Origin of the sequence: Massilia phyllosphaerae (assembly GCF_034659755.1) — a bacterium.
Taxonomy (GTDB): domain Bacteria; phylum Pseudomonadota; class Gammaproteobacteria; order Burkholderiales; family Burkholderiaceae_D; genus Telluria; species Telluria phyllosphaerae.
On the sequence record NZ_JAXSQX010000001.1, the window covers coordinates 1,385,449 to 1,401,437 of the forward strand.

At 66.1% G+C, this 15,989-nt stretch carries 13 protein-coding genes; 9 read left to right on the forward strand and 4 right to left on the reverse strand.

Annotated elements, in window-relative coordinates; translation table 11 throughout:
* Positions 1-3 precede the first annotated feature (3 nt).
* The 4 genes from U1H99_RS06165 (at position 4) to rlmD (ending at position 4,488) form a co-directional block, all read left to right on the forward strand.
* Positions 4-876 (forward strand): protein-L-isoaspartate(D-aspartate) O-methyltransferase, encoded by an 873-nt coding sequence (locus tag U1H99_RS06165; protein ID WP_323140847.1) that lies wholly within the window; start codon positions 4-6, stop codon positions 874-876.
* A gap of 33 nt (positions 877-909) precedes the next feature.
* The gene (locus U1H99_RS06170; RefSeq protein WP_323140848.1) at positions 910-1,866 is read left to right on the forward strand and encodes a peptidoglycan DD-metalloendopeptidase family protein; all 957 of its coding nucleotides are present in this window, start codon (positions 910-912) and stop codon (positions 1,864-1,866) included.
* Between the two features lie 9 nt (positions 1,867-1,875).
* Positions 1,876-2,877: an RNA polymerase sigma factor RpoS gene (gene rpoS / locus U1H99_RS06175; protein ID WP_323140849.1), complete on the forward strand. Its 1,002-nt coding sequence runs from the start codon at positions 1,876-1,878 to the stop codon at positions 2,875-2,877.
* Between the two features lie 207 nt (positions 2,878-3,084).
* Entirely contained in the window at positions 3,085-4,488 is a 1,404-nt protein-coding gene (gene rlmD, locus U1H99_RS06180; RefSeq protein WP_323140850.1) for a 23S rRNA (uracil(1939)-C(5))-methyltransferase RlmD, read from the forward strand.
* A gap of 161 nt (positions 4,489-4,649) precedes the next feature.
* Here the strand turns inward: rlmD and U1H99_RS06185 are convergent, their stop codons facing one another.
* The 4 genes from U1H99_RS06185 to U1H99_RS06200 all read right to left on the reverse strand — a co-directional run bounded on the left by U1H99_RS06185 (position 4,650) and on the right by U1H99_RS06200 (position 10,803).
* Positions 4,650-7,313 (reverse strand): hybrid sensor histidine kinase/response regulator, encoded by a 2,664-nt coding sequence (locus U1H99_RS06185; RefSeq protein ID WP_323140851.1) that lies wholly within the window; start codon positions 7,311-7,313, stop codon positions 4,650-4,652.
* Between the two features lie 208 nt (positions 7,314-7,521).
* On the reverse strand, positions 7,522-9,555 hold the full coding sequence (locus U1H99_RS06190; protein WP_323140852.1) for a TonB-dependent receptor: 2,034 nt from the start codon (positions 9,553-9,555) through the stop codon (positions 7,522-7,524).
* 94 nt (positions 9,556-9,649) lie between these two features.
* A complete protein-coding gene (locus U1H99_RS06195; protein ID WP_323140853.1) occupies positions 9,650-9,988 on the reverse strand; it encodes a hypothetical protein in 339 nt (112 codons plus the stop codon).
* Positions 9,989-10,119: 131 nt separating this feature from the next.
* Entirely contained in the window at positions 10,120-10,803 is a 684-nt protein-coding gene (locus U1H99_RS06200; protein WP_323140854.1) for a Bax inhibitor-1/YccA family protein, read from the reverse strand.
* Positions 10,804-11,046: 243 nt separating this feature from the next.
* Between U1H99_RS06200 and ndk the strand changes: the two genes are divergently transcribed.
* The 5 genes from ndk to ispG all read left to right on the forward strand — a co-directional run bounded on the left by ndk (position 11,047) and on the right by ispG (position 15,910).
* On the forward strand, positions 11,047-11,472 hold the full coding sequence (ndk, locus tag U1H99_RS06205) for a nucleoside-diphosphate kinase (protein ID WP_323140855.1): 426 nt from the start codon (positions 11,047-11,049) through the stop codon (positions 11,470-11,472).
* Positions 11,473-11,592: 120 nt separating this feature from the next.
* Complete coding sequence (gene rlmN / locus U1H99_RS06210) at positions 11,593-12,762, forward strand: dual-specificity RNA methyltransferase RlmN (RefSeq protein ID WP_141833293.1); 1,170 nt, start codon at positions 11,593-11,595, stop codon at positions 12,760-12,762.
* Positions 12,762-13,577, forward strand: coding sequence for a type IV pilus biogenesis/stability protein PilW (pilW, locus tag U1H99_RS06215; protein WP_323140856.1), 816 nt, complete (start codon positions 12,762-12,764; stop codon positions 13,575-13,577). Before rlmN ends, pilW begins: the two co-directional genes overlap by 1 nt.
* Before the next feature lie 10 nt (positions 13,578-13,587).
* Positions 13,588-14,613, forward strand: coding sequence for a RodZ domain-containing protein (locus U1H99_RS06220; RefSeq protein WP_323140857.1), 1,026 nt, complete (start codon positions 13,588-13,590; stop codon positions 14,611-14,613).
* A gap of 25 nt (positions 14,614-14,638) precedes the next feature.
* Entirely contained in the window at positions 14,639-15,910 is a 1,272-nt protein-coding gene (gene ispG, locus U1H99_RS06225; protein ID WP_323140858.1) for a flavodoxin-dependent (E)-4-hydroxy-3-methylbut-2-enyl-diphosphate synthase, read from the forward strand.
* The last annotated feature ends 79 nt before the right edge of the window (positions 15,911-15,989 follow it).

A 15,989-nucleotide genomic window follows, 5' to 3' on the forward strand; every position in this document is an offset into this window, starting at 1 on the left:
ACCATGAGCGAAAAGCGCAGCAATTTTCCCTTGCCGCTGTCGTCCGTGACCGGACCCGTCACGCGCAAACCGGTCGAGCGGGCGCCGATCGCGACCCCGCAGACCGCCACGCAAAACGCGCGCAGCAACAGCCAGGGCGCCGCCACGCGTGCCCCGGTGCAGCCCGCGCCCGGCCCGGCCGGACCGGCCAAGAGCCAGGTGCAGCCGCAAACCCAGACCGCGCTGCCGCGCTCCGACCTGATGGCGACCGAGGCGCCGCGCCGTGCCATGGCCCAGCGCGTGGCGCGCCAGGGCGTCAAGGACCCGCAGGTCCTGAGCGCGCTCGAAATGGTGCCGCGCCACCTGTTCCTGGAGCCGGCCATGTCGGCCCAGGCGTATGCCGACATCTCGCTGCCGATCGGCCACAACCAGACGATTTCGCAGCCCTACATCGTGGCGCGCATGATCGAATTGCTGCGCGGCAGGGGCCATCCGCTGCGCCGTGTGCTCGAGATCGGTACCGGCTGCGGCTACCAGGCGGCGGTGCTGTCCTGCGTGGCCCAGGAGGTGTATTCGATCGAGCGCATCAAGCCGCTGCACGAGCTGGCCAAGGCCAACCTGAGACCCTTGCGCATCGCCAATCTGCGTTTGCAGTACGGAGATGGTATGCTAGGGCTGCCGCAGGTGGCGCCCTTCGATGCCATCATCCTTGCTGCGGCCGGACTCGAGGTGCCACGCGCACTGCTCGAGCAGATGGCCATCGGTGCCCGACTGGTGGCGCCCCTCGGCGCCCATGTCCAGCACCTGCAGCGCATCATCCGCACCGGCACATCGGAATGGACCAGCGAAACGCTGGAGGCCTGCCATTTCGTTCCGTTGCGGCCAGGCACCGCCTGAGCATGCCAGAACGTTGTAACAGAAACAGAGAGAATGAAACCAACACCCCGCTTAGCCCTGCTGACCCTCTGCCTTGGCGTCCTGTCCGCCTGCAGCACCCCGACCCGCCAGGCGCCCGTCGTTGACCGTCCGACGGCTTCCGCGTCGAATTATCGCCCTTATCGCCCGGCGCCATCTCCCGCGCCGGCGCCCGCCAGCGAAGATCATGTCGATGCCAAGGGCAGCTATACCGTGCGCCGCGGCGACACCCTGTTGCGCATCGCCTTCGACCACGGCCAGAACTACCGCGACCTCGTAACCTGGAACAACCTGCGCGACCCGGACGACATCAAGGTCGGCCAGGTGCTGCGCGTGGTGCCGCCGAACGGCAATGGCAATGGCAGCGGCAACGGCAATGGCAATGCGGGCAGCACCGCGATGGTGACCTCGCCGATCACCATGCCCGGCGCCGAGAAGCCGGCCGCCATCCCCAGGAAGGCCGCACCGCGCGGCGACAAGAAGCCGTATTCCGAATCCAGCCTGGCGGAGGCCGACAAGGATGAGGCACCGGCGCCGAAGGCGGTCGAGCGGCCGGCCAGCGGCGCACTGGCGGCCGGCAGCACCGTGACCGCCAGCGACGACGAAAAGCTGAGCTGGATGTGGCCGTCAGATGGCCGCATCATCGCCACGTTTGACGAAGGCAAGAACAAGGGCATCGACATCGCGGGCAGGCCGGGACAGCAAGTGATGGCCGCCGGCGCCGGAAAGGTGATGTACGCCGGCAGTGGCATCCGCGGATATGGTAATCTCGTAATCGTCAAACACAGCAACAGTCTGCTGTCGGCTTACGCGCATAACCGCTCGATCCTGGTCAAGGAAGGTCAGAACGTGGCCAAGGGCCAGGCCATTGCGGAAATGGGCAATTCGGATGCCGACACGGTCAAACTCCATTTCGAGATACGCCAGCAGGGCAAGCCGGTCGATCCGTCGAAGTTCCTGCCCAGTCGCTAGAGAGGCCCAATGACGCAGCCGCCCGATCCGCTGGACGAAGATACGCCGGATGATGTTCCGGATGGGGCGCTGGACGACGGCGAACCCGGGGCGGATGGCGCCGGCCGCGCCGAGCTCCTGAACGAGGGCAGCGCCGAAGGCGTCGACGAGCTGAAAAGCGTGCTCCAGGCCGAGCTCTCGACCGACACCACCCAGCATTACCTGAACCGCATCGGCGCCAAGCCGCTGCTCGGGGCCGAGCAGGAAGTGCAGGTCGCGACGCTGGCCAAGGCCGGCGACTTCGCCGCGCGCCAGAAGATGATCGAGCACAACCTGCGGCTCGTGGTCTCGATCGCCAAGCATTACATCAACCGCGGCGTGGTCCTGCTCGACCTGATCGAAGAAGGCAACATCGGCCTGATGCGCGCCATCGACAAGTTCGAGCCGGAGCGCGGTTTCCGTTTTTCCACCTATGCCACCTGGTGGATCCGCCAGAGCATCGAGCGCGCGATCATGAACCAGGCGCGCACGGTGCGCCTGCCGGTGCACATGGTGCGCGAGCTGAACCAGATCCTGCGCGCCAAATACCACCTCGAAGCCCAGCACCACGACGGCAAGGAAGCCAGCGCCGAAGACATCGCCAGCCTGGTCGGGCGGCCGGTGGAAGAGGTGCAGGACATCCTGGCGCTATCTGAACACGCCACCTCGCTCGACGCCCCGCTCGACAACGACCCGCAGAGCAGCCTGATGGACATGCTGCCGGACGACGGCGACGTCAGCCCGGATGCGCAGGCCGAGCAGCACGAAATGACGCTGCTGGTGCGCGACTGGCTGCAGAAGCTGCCCGACAAGCAGCGCGTGGTGGTCATGCGCCGCTTCGGCCTCGACAACGACGACCCGGCCACGCTCGAGACCCTGGCCGAAGAGATGGGCGTAACGCGCGAGCGGGTGCGCCAGATCCAGCAGGAAGCCCTGGTCAAGCTGAAACGGGCCATGGCTGCCCGTGGCGTCTTGCGCGATTCCTTGCTATGATGTTTGGCTGGCCGGAATGGCCAGTTTTCTTTTGAACACGCGTCAGAGTCGTCGCCCCTGCGAAGGCAGGGGCCCAAGTTTCGCAAAGCAGTGCTGACAATTGCCTCGGCTACGCACCGAACTTGGGTCCCTGCCTCCGCAGGGACGACGTTGCTTGATGGTGCGGTTCATCGGCTTTCGTCTTCCTGTTTTGCTTTCTTCTATCCCATGCAAGAAACCTTCATCAACATCAAATCCCTCGACATGGACGCGCGCGGCGTCGGCCACCTGGAGAACGAAGACGGCTCGCCGGGCAAGGTGATCTTCGTCGAAGGCGCGCTGCCGGGCGAGCGCGTCAGTTTCGAGACCACGCGCAAGAAGAAGAACTGGGAAGCGGGCCGCATGGTGACCCTGCAAAAGGCGTCGTCGATGCGCGTCGAGCCGAAGTGCGAGCATTTCTGGCATTGCGGCGGCTGCTCGATGCAGCACCTGGAGCCGTCGGCCCAGGTCGCGATGAAGCAGCGCGTGCTCGAAGATAACCTGTGGCATATCGGCAAGACCAAGGCCGAGAACGTGATGCGCCCGATGTACGGCCCGACCTGGGGCTACCGCTACCGCGCGCGCCTGTCGGTGCGCCACGTGGCCAAGAAGGGCGGCATGCTGGTCGGCTTCCACGAGCGCCATTCCAGCTACGTGGCCGACATGACCAACTGCTACATCGTGCCGCCGCACGTGGCGAAGATGCTGGTGCCGCTGCGCGAACTGGTGGCGTCGTTGTCGATCTACCAGCAGATGCCGCAGATCGAGCTGGCGGTGGGCGAGGAAAGCACGGTGCTGGTGCTGCGCATCATGGCGCCCTTGAGCTCGGCCGATGAAACGCTGGTCAAGGCCTTCGCCGACCAGTGGAACGTCGAATGGTGGCTGCAGCCGAAGGGGCCTGACACGGCCCATCCGTACTACCCGAACAAGAAGGAACTGTATTACACGCTGCCGGAATTCGGCATCCGCATGCCGTTCAAGCCGACCGACTTTACCCAGGTTAACCACCAGATCAACCGCCTGCTGGTGGCCAAGGCGCTGCGCCTGCTGGAAGTGCAGCCGGAAGACCGCGTGGCCGACCTGTTCTGCGGCCTCGGCAATTTCACGCTGCCGCTGGCGACCCAGGCGCGCGAAGTGGTCGGCATCGAAGGCAGCACCGCGCTGACCACGCGCGCGCTGGAAAACGCCCGTGCCAACGGCCTGTCGGATAAAACCAGCTTCTCGACGCGCAACCTGTTCGAGATCACCAAGGACGACCTGATCGCCCTCGGCAAGTTCGACCGCATGCTGGTCGACCCGCCGCGCGACGGCGCCGTGGCCCTCGCCGGGGCGCTGGCCGAACTGCGCCTGTCGAACCCGGAACTGCTGCCCAAGCGCATCGTGTACGTGTCGTGCAGCCCGGCGACGCTGGCACGCGACACCGGCATCCTGACGCACCGCGCGGGGTACAAGCTGAGCAAGGCGGGGATCGCGAACATGTTCCCGCATACCTCGCACGTGGAGTCGATCGGGGTGTTCGATCTGGTGGAGGATTTCCAGCCGCGGGAGTTCCTGGCGCCGGAGGTGAGGGAGCAGGGTGGGCAGGAGGCTTGACGCAGCTTCGTACGCAACCACAATACGCAGCATAAGCACGTCGCCCCCGCGCAGGCGGGGGCCCAAGTTGCGCGCGTTTCGACAGCGCATGCAAAACTTGGGCCCCCGCCTTCGCGGGGGCGACGTTCATGGGGTAATGGGAGAAGAGACGGTAGCTCGGCTCACGCCGTACGGCCCACCCGCGCCCGCGCCGCCAGCACCTCGAACAAGCCCGCCGGATCCACCGGCTTCACGAAGTAGTGATCGAACCCGGCTCCATCGGCGCCGCCCTGGTCCGATTGCCGTCCATACCCCGTGATCGCCACCAGCAGCGCCTCGTGCGCGCCCGCCTTGCGCAGGCGGCGTGCCAGTTCGTAGCCGCTCATGCCGGGCAGGCCGATGTCGAGCAGGAAGCCGTCGAAGGACTGGCGCGCGGCGCGGGCCAGGGCGTCGCGCGGGTCGTGCACCACGGTGACCGTGTGGCCGCCGGATTCCAGCAGCAGGCCCAGGGTCAGGGCGGCATCGACGTTGTCGTCCACCAGCATCAGGTTCAGGTGGCTGCCGGCGGCCGGCGCCGCAGTCGTCGGCGGCGCTTCCTCGACGCTGTCGCCGCCCTGCCGGCGCGGCAGGCGCAGCGTGAATTCGCTGCCCTGGTGGCGGCCGGCGCTGGCGACGGTCACCATGCCGCCATGCAGCTCGACCAGGCTCTTGACGAGGGCCAGGCCCAGCCCGAGTCCGCCCTGGGCACGGTCCGGCGTGCGCTCGGCCTGGGAGAACAGGTCGAACACGGTCGGCAGCAGGTCGGCCGAGATGCCGATGCCGCTGTCCGCGACGCTGAGCAGCACCTGGTCGCGGGTCAGGTCGAGGCCGATCGCCAGGCGGCCGTTTTCCGGCGTGTACTTGGCGGCGTTGTTGAGCATGTTGGCCAGCACCTGCACCAGGCGCTTGTAGTCGCCCTGGACGAAGGCGGCGTCGCCCTCCGGCGGCATGCGCAGCGTCAGCTGGTGGTGGCGTGCCTCGATCAGCGGACGCACCTGCTCGACCGCGTCGGCGATCACGCGGCGCAGGTCGATCTCGTCGCGCGCCAGCACCACCAGTCCGCGCGTGACGCGCGAGACGTCCAGCAGGTCGTCGATCAGGCCGGTCATGTGGGTCACCTGGCGCGCGATGATGGCGCTGGTGCGCTCGATGCGCGCGCTATCGGGCGTGCCCATGTTCAGCAGCTGGGCCGCGGCCGAGATCGGGGCCAGCGGGTTGCGCAATTCGTGGGCCAGCATGGCGAGGAACTCGTCCTTGCGGCGGTCGGCCAGGCGCAGCGCTTCCTCGGCGCGCACGCGTTCGACCGCGCTCCAGGAGCGTTCGGCCACGTCTTCGATCAGGCGCACGATGTCGGCGCTCCACACGCGCGGCAGATTGTCCTGGATGAGCAGGCAGGCGGTGAGGGCGCCGTTGCGGGTGATCGGCACGGTCACGCCGGAGCGCACCTGCAGCGCCGCATAGTTGGCCCAGATATCGGGACCGTTGGTACGGGTGTCGCGCTGCAGGTCGCTCGAGACCCAGGTGCCGTGCGCCAGCGCGGTGTAGTTGCCATTGCCGAACAGCGAGGTCGGGAAGGTGCCGGTGAGCTCGGCAACGATGCCGTCGGTGTAGTTCGAGTGGAAGGTGACCAGGCCCTTGTCGGCGTCGTAGTCGCCGTACAGCACCCGGCTGACCTGCAGGAAGCGGCCCAGCATGGCGCCGGTCTCGGCGAAGATGCGCGCGGGGTCGTCGAGGCGGCGCAGCACGTCGGACAGCTCGAGGCGGAACTCGTTCATGTCGAGCAGCGTGGTCTGGCGCGCCACGGCGTCGCGCAGCGCCTGCTCGGCACGCACGCGGTCCAGCGCTTCCCAGCTGCGCTCGGCGATGTCGGCGGCCACGCGCTGGGCTTCCTCGTCCCATTCGCGCGGCGTGTTCGAATAGCCGACCAGCGCGGCCTTGAGTTCGTTGCGGCGCACCCGCGGCAGCGCCAGCATCGCGCGCACGCCGGCGGCGGCATAGCGCGGCCCGCGTTCCGGCAGGCGGCCGTCGCCTTCGGTGTCGTGCACCGCGAGCGGTGCGCCGGTGCGCAGCAGTGCCAGCGTCGACACGCCGAAGTCGTCCAGGCGTGCCAGCCGGCCGGTCATCGAGGGCGCGACCTGCGCAGTGCGGTGCCAGTCGTGCACCACCTCGAAGCTGCCGCTCTCTTCGTCGGCCTCGACGTAGCAGGCATTGTCGAGCTGCAGGTATTTGCCGATCAGCGCGCAGGCGGTTTCGATGATGTCGGACGGATGGTGCAGGCGCCGCAGCGTGTCGACCACCTGCAGCTGCAGCGCGTTGCGGCGCTCGAGCTGCACGCGCTGGGTGGTTTCGCTGGTCACGCACAGCACGCCGCGTACGAAACCCTTTTCGTCGCGCAGCGGCGAGTAGGCCAGCGTGAACCAGCCGGTGGCCGGCCGGCCGTCGCGGTACACCGGGCAGGGGACGTCTTCGCCGTAGGTCGGATGGCCGCCCAGCGCGCGTTCGATCAGCGGCTTCACGCCCGGCCACAGGTCGGGCAGCACCTCGGCCAGCGGTTGCCCGAGCGCCTGGGGATGGCGGCTGTCGAGCAGGGCGGCGAAGGCGGCGTTGTACAGGAAAGTCAGTTGCGGACCCCACACCACGTACATCGGGAATTCCGATTCGAGGATCAGGCTGGCCGCGTTGGACAGCGTGGGACTCCAGCAGGCAGGCGGACCGATGGCGCAGCCAGCCCAGTCATGGGTGTGGTAGCCGGCACGGATCGCACCGGTGCTGCCGAGGAAGTGAAAAGCGCGGGTTGCAGCTTCCATGTCGGGTGCTCCATGGGCTGAAAACAGTCATTTTATTCTTAAAAGCACGATTCGGAACGCGCTCGGCAAAAATATACATTTGCCACGCAAGAATTGCCGATGCCGCCCGAGGAATACAACATGCCTCGGGCGAATAGGCGGTCATGACGATGTTCTGGTGTTTAAGACAGCACGATTAGCAATTCGACATGCCGATCATGCCACAGTTTTAGAACTTTGCGCGTACGCCGAACACGAAATTCCGGCCCGGCAGCGGCGAAATATCCTTGAGCAGCGAGGTCGACAGGCGGATGTCCTGGTTCAGCAGGTTTTTCGCCAGCAGGAACCAGGTCAGGTCGGTCTGCGCCAGGTGCTGGGTGTACGACAGGTTGGCGTCGACCAGGTTGTAGGCCGGCGTCGGCGTGCTCTCGAAGGCGGCCAGGCGCTCCTGGCCGCGCGCGTGGGTCCAGCTGAGGCCGGCGCGCCAGTCGGCCTGGCGGTAGCCGGCGGCGGCGCCGATGCGGTCGGCCGGCTGCAGCGGCAGGCTGCCGCCCTCGTCGAGCTGGCCGCGTGAGGTGTCGGCGAACAGGCGGCCGTTCCAGCCCATGCCCGTTTCGTTATACGTCAGCTCGGCTTCGCCGCCCTGCACGTGGGCCTTGGCCTGTTCGAAAATACGCTGGCGGAATTCGCCGCCGGCGTTGCCATCCTCGTCCAGCAAGGCGTCGGTGACATGGCCGTAGATGAAGTTGGTGACGTTGTTGCGGAACAGGTTGGCCTTCCAGCGCACCAGGCCGGTCGTCTTCTGCATCGACAGTTCGATGTTGCGCGAGACTTCCTTCTTGAGATCGGGGTCGCCGATGTCGAAGGTGAGGGTGGCGTCGTGCGGGCCGCCCGAGTACAGCTCGTCGGTGGCCGGGGCGCGCTGGGCGTAGGACAGGGTCGCGCCCACGCTGTAGCCCGGCATGAACGGCCACAGCGCGCCGACCGAACCGGAGCCCAGGTCGAAGCTGCGCTCGCGGTTGCCGACCGGTTCGCGCTTGACGTTTTCGTAGCGCGCGCCGGCATTCAGGCGCACCGGCCCGATGGCGCTTTCTTCGACCAGGAAGGCCGCCTGCGAGGTCGAGTGGGTGACCGGCACCGTGTCCGGTCCGCCTTCCGGGCTGAGGGCCGAGAAGTTGGTATTCTCGGTCTGCACGCCGAAGGTGCCGTGCAGGTTCATTGCGCCGAGGCTGAACGGCTTGTGGGTCAGTTCCAGGCGCGATTCGAACGAGCGGTTGGTGAAGATGACTGCCGGGGTGCCGTCGCTCTCCAGCTCTGCATGGCGGTAATCGGTGAAGCCGGCCTTGAAGCGCGCGCTTTCCAGGCCCTGCAGCGGAGTATGCACCAGGGTGTCGAAGTCGTAGCGATTCTGGCGCTGGTCGATGCGCGAGCCTTCCTCGGTCGGGATGCCGTACAGGTTCGACAGGTGCGAGGCCGAGAAGCCGGCATAGCCCCAGTCGTCGATCCAGGAGGCGCCGGCGCCGATGCTGCGGTTGCGGGTCGCGGAATTCGGCAGGCGGTCCACGCTGGTTGCCGGGTCGTCCAGCACGCGGTTGCCGGGGATTTGATAGTCGTTGGTCTCGCGCCAGTTGCCGTCGACGTGCAGGCCCAGCTTGCCGACCGCGCCGTCCATCGAGCCGGACAGGTTGCGGCCGTTGTCGACCGTGCTGTAGCGGCTTTCGACCTGGCCGATCGGCTTGGCTTCCAGCTCGGTCGGGATGCGCTCGTTGACGACGTTGACCAGGCCGCCGATGGCGCCCGAGCCGTACAGCAGGGCGGCCGGGCCGCGCAGGATCTCGATCTGGCGCGCCACCGCGCCTTCGGAGGCGACCGCGTGGTCGTTCGACAGGCCGGACACGTCCGAGGTCGCCATGCCGTTTTCCAGCATCTTGACGCGCGAGCCTTCCATGCCGCGGATGATCGGACGCGAGGCGCCGGCGCCGAAGGCCGAGGCCGAGACCCCGAGTTCGCCCTGCAGGGTTTCGCCGAGCGAGCTGCCGACCTTGTCGCGCAGCTCGTCGCCGGCCAGCACCTTGGCCGGGGTCAGGATCTGGTCGCCTTCACCGCTGCGCAGCGGATTGGCGGTGACGATGACCTGCTGGATCTTGCCTTCGCTAACGGTCTGCGTCTGCGGATCGGCGTCATCGGCCGGGTTGGCGGCGAAAGCCAGCGGTTGGAAGGCGAGCAGGATCGCGCTGGCGAGCAGCGTGCGTTGAATCTTCATGTTGATAAACCTCGAGCAAATGGATAACGTTCCGCGCCGCCCGCGTCTTGCGGGCAGCGTGGAGGAGCAAACTGTTAAAAGGGATGCAGGGTTATCAGGCTCGGGGCGGGCCGCGCGGCTGGAAGGCGCACTCGGTCTGCAGGCAGACGCCGGCGGTAGGCGGCAGCGAGGGCGCGGCATACGCCAGCTCGGCGGGAATGAAACGGCGCACCGTGGTCGGCAGCGCGAACGCGACCTGGGCACTGGCGGCGCACTGGCCGCACAGGTCGTGCAGGCCGGGTTTCTGCGGCTTGCCGTCGCGCTGGCCATCGTCGAGCGACTGGGCCAGCGTATCGCGGAATTCCGACCAGTGCGTATAGCCGTGACCGACCGACAACTGCTGCGAAACGAGCAGCAGCAGCGACAGCAACAGGTGGACAAGGCTACGCGGCATTCAGGTCGGGAGGATGGAGCAAGCGGCTATTCTACGCACGGCGGTTGGATTCTGACAATAAAATAAAAAAAGCCGGCTCGAAAGCCGGCTTCATCATCAGCATCGGAATGCCCCGTCGCGCTTAGCCGCGCTTAGTCACGGTTACCGAAACCGATACCCAGCAACTGCAGCAGGGCGGTGAAGATGTTGTAGATGTCGAGGTAGATCGACAGCGTGGCGGTGATGTAGTTGGTCTCGCCGCCATTCACCACGCGCTGCACGTCGAACAGCAGCCAGGCCGAGAAGATGCCCACCACCATCACCAGCAGGGCCAGGTGCAGGGCCGGGATCTGCAGGAACACGTTGGCGACAATGGCCAGCAGCACCACGATGGTGCCGGCGAACAGCCAGCTGCCCATGCCCGAAAAATCGCGCTTGGACACGGTGGCGATCGTTGCCATCACGGCGAACACCGCCGAGGTGCCGGCAAAGGCGCCCATGATCAGCGCCGGACCATTGGCGAAGCCGAGCGTATGGCGCAGCAACGGGGCCAGCATCAGGCCCATGAAGAAGGTGAAGCCGAGCAGTACCGGTATGCCGGCGGCCGAGTTCTTGGTCTTTTCGATCGCGAACATGAAGCCGAACGCGATGGCGAAGAACAGCAGCATGCCCATGATACCGCGCGGCATGAACAGCCCGGTGGTCACGCCGAGATAGGCGCCGAACACGGTCGGTATCATCGACAGTGCCAGCAGCCAATAGGTGTTGCGGACGACACGGTTGCGCGCGGCCTGGGTGGCTACGCCGCCGTACGGTTTTTGCAGGCTAGGAATCATTGATACCTCCGTTGGAAGATTCGCTTTGCACCCCATATGGGGACTGACCCCGCCGTCAACAGTGCATGGGCAAACGATTAAGTCTGGCCTAAGCATCGGCAGGCGGGGTATTTACCGATGCCACTCTAACATCTTGGATAGAAGCAGCGCAATATCGGTCAAGCAGTCGAACTATGCTAAAATAGAAGGTTGATTGAGTCCTCAATTCAAGATTTAAACCTTTCTTTTTATTGGAGTTTTTACATGGCAATCGAACGCACCCTGTCGATCATCAAACCTGACGCCGTCGCAAAGAACGTGATCGGTCAAATCTACAGCCGCTTCGAAGGCGCCGGCCTGAAGATCGTTGCTGCCCGCATGGCCCAGCTGTCGCAAGCCGAAGCCGAAGGCTTCTACGCTGTGCACTCGGCACGTCCGTTCTTCAAAGACCTGGTCAACTTCATGATCTCGGGTCCGGTCATGATCCAGGTGCTGGAAGGCGAAAACGCGATTGCCGCTCACCGCGACCTGATGGGCGCGACCGATCCGAAGAAAGCCGAGCCGGGCACCATCCGCGCCGATTTCGCCGACTCCATCGATGCCAACGCCGTGCACGGTTCGGACGCTGCTGAAACCGCAGCCGTCGAAATCGCCTACTACTTCCCGGCACTGAACGTCTACTCGCGTTAATCTGGTAACAAACTTTTTTTGTTTGGCTGGCCCCGGCTGGCTTAACATCGCACTATCCCGCTCGCCCATGCTCGCAGAGCCCGGCGGGCGGAACTTATTTTGAAGATACAGGATTCGAAAATGGCAACTCTCACCAACTTGCTGGACTTCGATCCCGCGCAGCTCGTCGCCTATTGCGCCGAGTTGGGGGAGAAGCCTTTCCGTGCCAAACAGCTGCAGCGCTGGATCCACCAGTTCGGCGTCGCGAATTTCGACGACATGACCGACCTGGCCAAGTCGCTGCGCGAAAAACTGAAAACCCGCGCCGAAGTGCGCGGGCCGAGCATCATCAGCGACAACACCTCGAGCGACGGCACCCGCAAGTGGCTGGTCGACGTCGGCAACGGCAACGCCGTCGAAACCGTGTTCATCCCGGAAGAGACGCGCGGCACGCTGTGCATCAGCACCCAGGCCGGCTGCGCCGTCAACTGCCGCTTCTGTTCGACCGGCAAGCAGGGCTTCAACCGCAACCTGACCGTGGCCGAGATCATCGGCCAGCTGTGGATGGCCGAGTTCGAACTGCGCCGTACCAAGGGCATCGAGCCGGGCCCGAAGGGCGAGCGCCAGATCACCAACGTGGTCATGATGGGCATGGGCGAGCCGCTGCTGAACTTCGATCCGACCGTCACCGCGCTCAAGCTGATGCTGGACGATAACGCCTATGGCCTGTCGCGCCGCCGCGTGACCGTCTCGACCTCGGGCGTGGTGCCGATGATGGACAAGCTGAGCCAGGAATGCCCGGTGGCGCTGGCGGTCTCGGTGCACGCATCGAACGATCCGCTGCGCGACGGCCTGGTGCCGCTGAACAAGAAGTACCCGCTGCGCGAGTTGATGGCGGCGTGCAAGCGCTACCTGGAATTCGCGCCGCGCGACTTCATCACCTTCGAGTACTGCATGCTGGACGGCGTCAACGACACCGACGAGCATGCGCGCGAACTGATCGCGCTGGTCAACGATCCGGTGGTCGGCTTGAACTGCAAGTTCAACCTGATTCCGTTCAACCCGTTCCCGGAATCGGGCCTGCTGCGCTCCAAGAACCCGCGCATCAAGGCCTTTGCCCAGATCCTGATGGATGCCGGCCTGGTCACCACCATCCGCAAGACGCGCGGCGACGACATCGACGCCGCCTGCGGCCAGCTGGCCGGCGAAGTGCAGGACCGCACCCGCGTCGCCGAGCGCATGAGCAAGATGGCCGAGTACCAGCAAAAGTTCGGTGCCAACTTCGGCAAGATCGTGGAGATCACTTCCTGATGGCGGCGTCGGCCGGACGTGTCGCTTCCGCAGCGCTGGCCGCGCTGGCCCTGACCCTGCTGTCGGCCTGCGCCGGCGGTCCGGCGGGCGAGTCGCCACGCGAGCTGAGGACGGCGTCCGACCAGACCGCCACCGAAAAGCGCGCCCAGATCCGGCTGCAGCTCGCGGTCGGCTACTACCAGGACCGCAAATACGAGATCGCGCTGGACGAGGTCAAGCAGGCGCTTGCCGCCGACCCGAACTATGCCGACGCCTACGGCTTCCGCGCACTGATCTATGCCGCCATGGGCGAGAACGCCCTGGCCGATGAAAACTACCGGCACGCGCTGCGCCTGGCGCCGCGCAATCCGGACCTGTCCAACAACTACGGGCTGTTCCTGTGCGAAGCCGGCGGCAAGCCGGCCCAGGCCATGACCTATTTCGAGACCGCGCTGAAGCATCCGGCGTACGGCTCGCCGGTCAAGGCCATGGTGAATGCCGGTAACTGCAGCCTGAAGATGAAGAATGTCGACGCCGCCGAGCGCTACCTGCTCGATGCGCTGCGTTACGAACCCGACCTGGCGGCCACCAACGCCGGCCTGGCCCGGGTCTATTTCGAGCGGCGCGACCGCAATCGCGCCGGGTTTTTCATCAACCGCCTGACGGAGACAGCCAAGCTCGACACGCTGTCGGCCGACGAACTGTGGCTGGCCATCCGAGTCAAGCGCATGGTGGGCGAGCGGGATTCGGAAGCGTCGCTGGCGGCCCAGCTGCGCAAGCGCTTCCCCGGTTCGCCTGAGTACGCGGCGTTCGAGCGCGGTGCATTTAATGAGTGAGACAACGACAATGAGTTCCGAGCGTGCAGAACAGCCAACGACGCCCGACAACCAGCATGGCATCCCGGGCAAGACCCTGGCCGCGCATCGCGAAGCGATGGGCTGGTCGGTGGAGCAGGTCGCCGATCAACTGAAACTGGCCGTGCGCCAGGTGGTGGCGCTGGAAGCCGGCGACTACGGGTCGCTGCCGAGTCCGGCCGTGACGCGCGGTTTCGTGCGTGCCTACGCCAAGCTGATGAAGCTGGATCCGGTGCCGCTGGTGGCCCAGATCGAGATGGACGTCCCGGCGGCGGCCGATCTCAGCGCCACTACAGCGGCGACACGCCGTCCGGCCCCGGCCTCGTTCTCCGAATCGCGCTTCCCGCTGCACGGCAAGCGTTCCTCGCTGCCGCTGGGCTGGATCGCTGGCGCGGTCGTGGTGGTGGCCGCCGCCGCCGCGGCCTGGCATTTCGGCGTGGTGCCGATGCGCAGCAGCGAGCAGGCGGCGCCGGCAGCCAATGGCACCAATGGCGCCAGCGCAACGGTCGCCACCAGCGTCGCCACTGACAGCGCCAACGGCAGCACTGTCGAAACCCTGCAGAACCCGTCGGTGCCGCTGATTTCGGTGCCGTCGCCGAACAGCGCTGCACCGGCTGCGGCGCCGGTCGCCGCGGCATCCGCCCCCGGTCCTGTCGTCAACGTGCCGAACACCAGCGCGACCGGCGCGCCGCCGACCACGGTGCCGGCCGCGCCTGCGACCCCGGCGGCCACCCAGGCACCGGCTGCAGCGGCCGTGGCCGCCCCGGCAGCCGCCGGCGCCAACGCGCTGGTATTGAACGTACGCGAGGATTCGTGGATCGAAGTACGGCCGGCGAAAGGCGGCGCGCCGCTGTTTTCGCGCCTGGTCAAGGGCGGCAGCACGGAAACCGTCAATGTAGCCGGTCCGGTGCGCTTGACCGTCGGCAATCCTAGCGGCGTGTCGGCAACCCTGCGCGGCACTGCGGTATCGCTGCCGGCGGTGCCGGGCAAGACCCTGGCCCGTGTGAACCTGCAATAACGAGCAAACAAGCGGAATACGTACTATGAATTCTTCCAACACGCCCATCCCCTCGGGTCCGCTGCTGCGCCGCGAAAGCCGCGGCGTGCTGGTCCAGCACGGCGCGCGCAAGGTCTGGGTCGGCGGCAATGCCCCGGTCGTCGTGCAATCGATGACGAATACCGACACCGCCGACGCGATCGGCACCGCGATCCAGGTCAAGGAGCTGGCGCGCGCCGGTTCCGAGATCGTGCGCATCACGGTCGATACCCCGGCCGCGGCCGCCGCCGTGCCCCACATCCGCGAACAGCTCGACCGCATGGAGGTCGATGTGCCGCTGGTCGGCGACTTCCATTACAACGGCCACCTGCTACTGCGCGACTATCCGGAGTGCGCCCAGGCGCTGTCGAAATACCGCATCAACCCGGGCAACGTGGGGCAGGGCGCCAAGCGCGACACCCAGTTCGCCCAGATGATCGAGACCGCGATCCGCTACGACAAGCCGGTGCGCATCGGCGTCAACTGGGGCAGCCTGGACCAGTCGCTGCTGGCGCGCATCATGGACGAGAACGCCGCGCGCGCCCAGCCGTGGACCGCCCAGGCCGTCATGTACGAAGCGCTGATCACCTCGGCCATCGAGAACGCCCAGCGCGCCGAGGAAATCGGCATGCGGCGCGACCAGATCGTCCTGTCGTGCAAGGTCTCCGGCGTGCAGGACCTGATCGCCGTCTACCGCGAACTGGCCAAGCGCTGCGACTACGCGCTGCACCTGGGCCTGACCGAGGCCGGCATGGGCAGCAAGGGCATCGTCGCCTCGACCGCGGCGCTGTCGGTGCTGCTGCAGGAAGGCATCGGCGACACCATCCGCATCTCGCTGACCCCGGAACCGGGCGGCGACCGTACCAAGGAAGTCGTGGTCGGCCAGGAAATCCTGCAGACCATGGGCCTGCGCAAGTTCACGCCGATGGTGATCGCCTGCCCGGGCTGCGGCCGCACCACCTCGACCGTGTTCCAGGAACTGGCCGACAACATCCAGACCTTCCTGCGCGAGCAGATGCCGGAATGGAAGAAGACCTATCCGGGCGTGGAAGCGATGAACGTGGCCGTGATGGGCTGTATCGTCAACGGTCCGGGCGAATCGAAGCACGCCAACATCGGCATTTCGCTGCCGGGTACCGGCGAGTCGCCGGCGGCTCCGGTCTTTGTGGATGGGCAAAAGGTCGCTACACTGCGGGGCGAGCGGATCGTGGATGAGTTCCAGGCGATCGTGCTGAACTACGTGCAGAAGAATTACGGGAAGCAGCCCGAGACCGTTTAAACGGCTACGTGCAGTGGATACGTCGTTCCCGCGAAGGCGGGAACCCAAGTTCGATGATCTGCCGAAATGCGTACAAACT

Coding starts and splice junctions, on each gene's coding strand:
- U1H99_RS06165 (WP_323140847.1), top strand. CDS start 4: ATGAGCGAAAAGCGCAGCAATTTTCCCTTGCCGCTGTCGTCCGTGACC.
- U1H99_RS06170 (WP_323140848.1), top strand. CDS start 910: ATGAAACCAACACCCCGCTTAGCCCTGCTGACCCTCTGCCTTGGCGTC.
- rpoS (WP_323140849.1), top strand. CDS start 1,876: ATGACGCAGCCGCCCGATCCGCTGGACGAAGATACGCCGGATGATGTT.
- rlmD (WP_323140850.1), top strand. CDS start 3,085: ATGCAAGAAACCTTCATCAACATCAAATCCCTCGACATGGACGCGCGC.
- U1H99_RS06185 (WP_323140851.1), bottom strand. CDS start 7,313: ATGGAAGCTGCAACCCGCGCTTTTCACTTCCTCGGCAGCACCGGTGCG.
- U1H99_RS06190 (WP_323140852.1), bottom strand. CDS start 9,555: ATGAAGATTCAACGCACGCTGCTCGCCAGCGCGATCCTGCTCGCCTTC.
- U1H99_RS06195 (WP_323140853.1), bottom strand. CDS start 9,988: ATGCCGCGTAGCCTTGTCCACCTGTTGCTGTCGCTGCTGCTGCTCGTT.
- U1H99_RS06200 (WP_323140854.1), bottom strand. CDS start 10,803: ATGATTCCTAGCCTGCAAAAACCGTACGGCGGCGTAGCCACCCAGGCC.
- ndk (WP_323140855.1), top strand. CDS start 11,047: ATGGCAATCGAACGCACCCTGTCGATCATCAAACCTGACGCCGTCGCA.
- rlmN (WP_141833293.1), top strand. CDS start 11,593: ATGGCAACTCTCACCAACTTGCTGGACTTCGATCCCGCGCAGCTCGTC.
- pilW (WP_323140856.1), top strand. CDS start 12,762: ATGGCGGCGTCGGCCGGACGTGTCGCTTCCGCAGCGCTGGCCGCGCTG.
- U1H99_RS06220 (WP_323140857.1), top strand. CDS start 13,588: ATGAGTTCCGAGCGTGCAGAACAGCCAACGACGCCCGACAACCAGCAT.
- ispG (WP_323140858.1), top strand. CDS start 14,639: ATGAATTCTTCCAACACGCCCATCCCCTCGGGTCCGCTGCTGCGCCGC.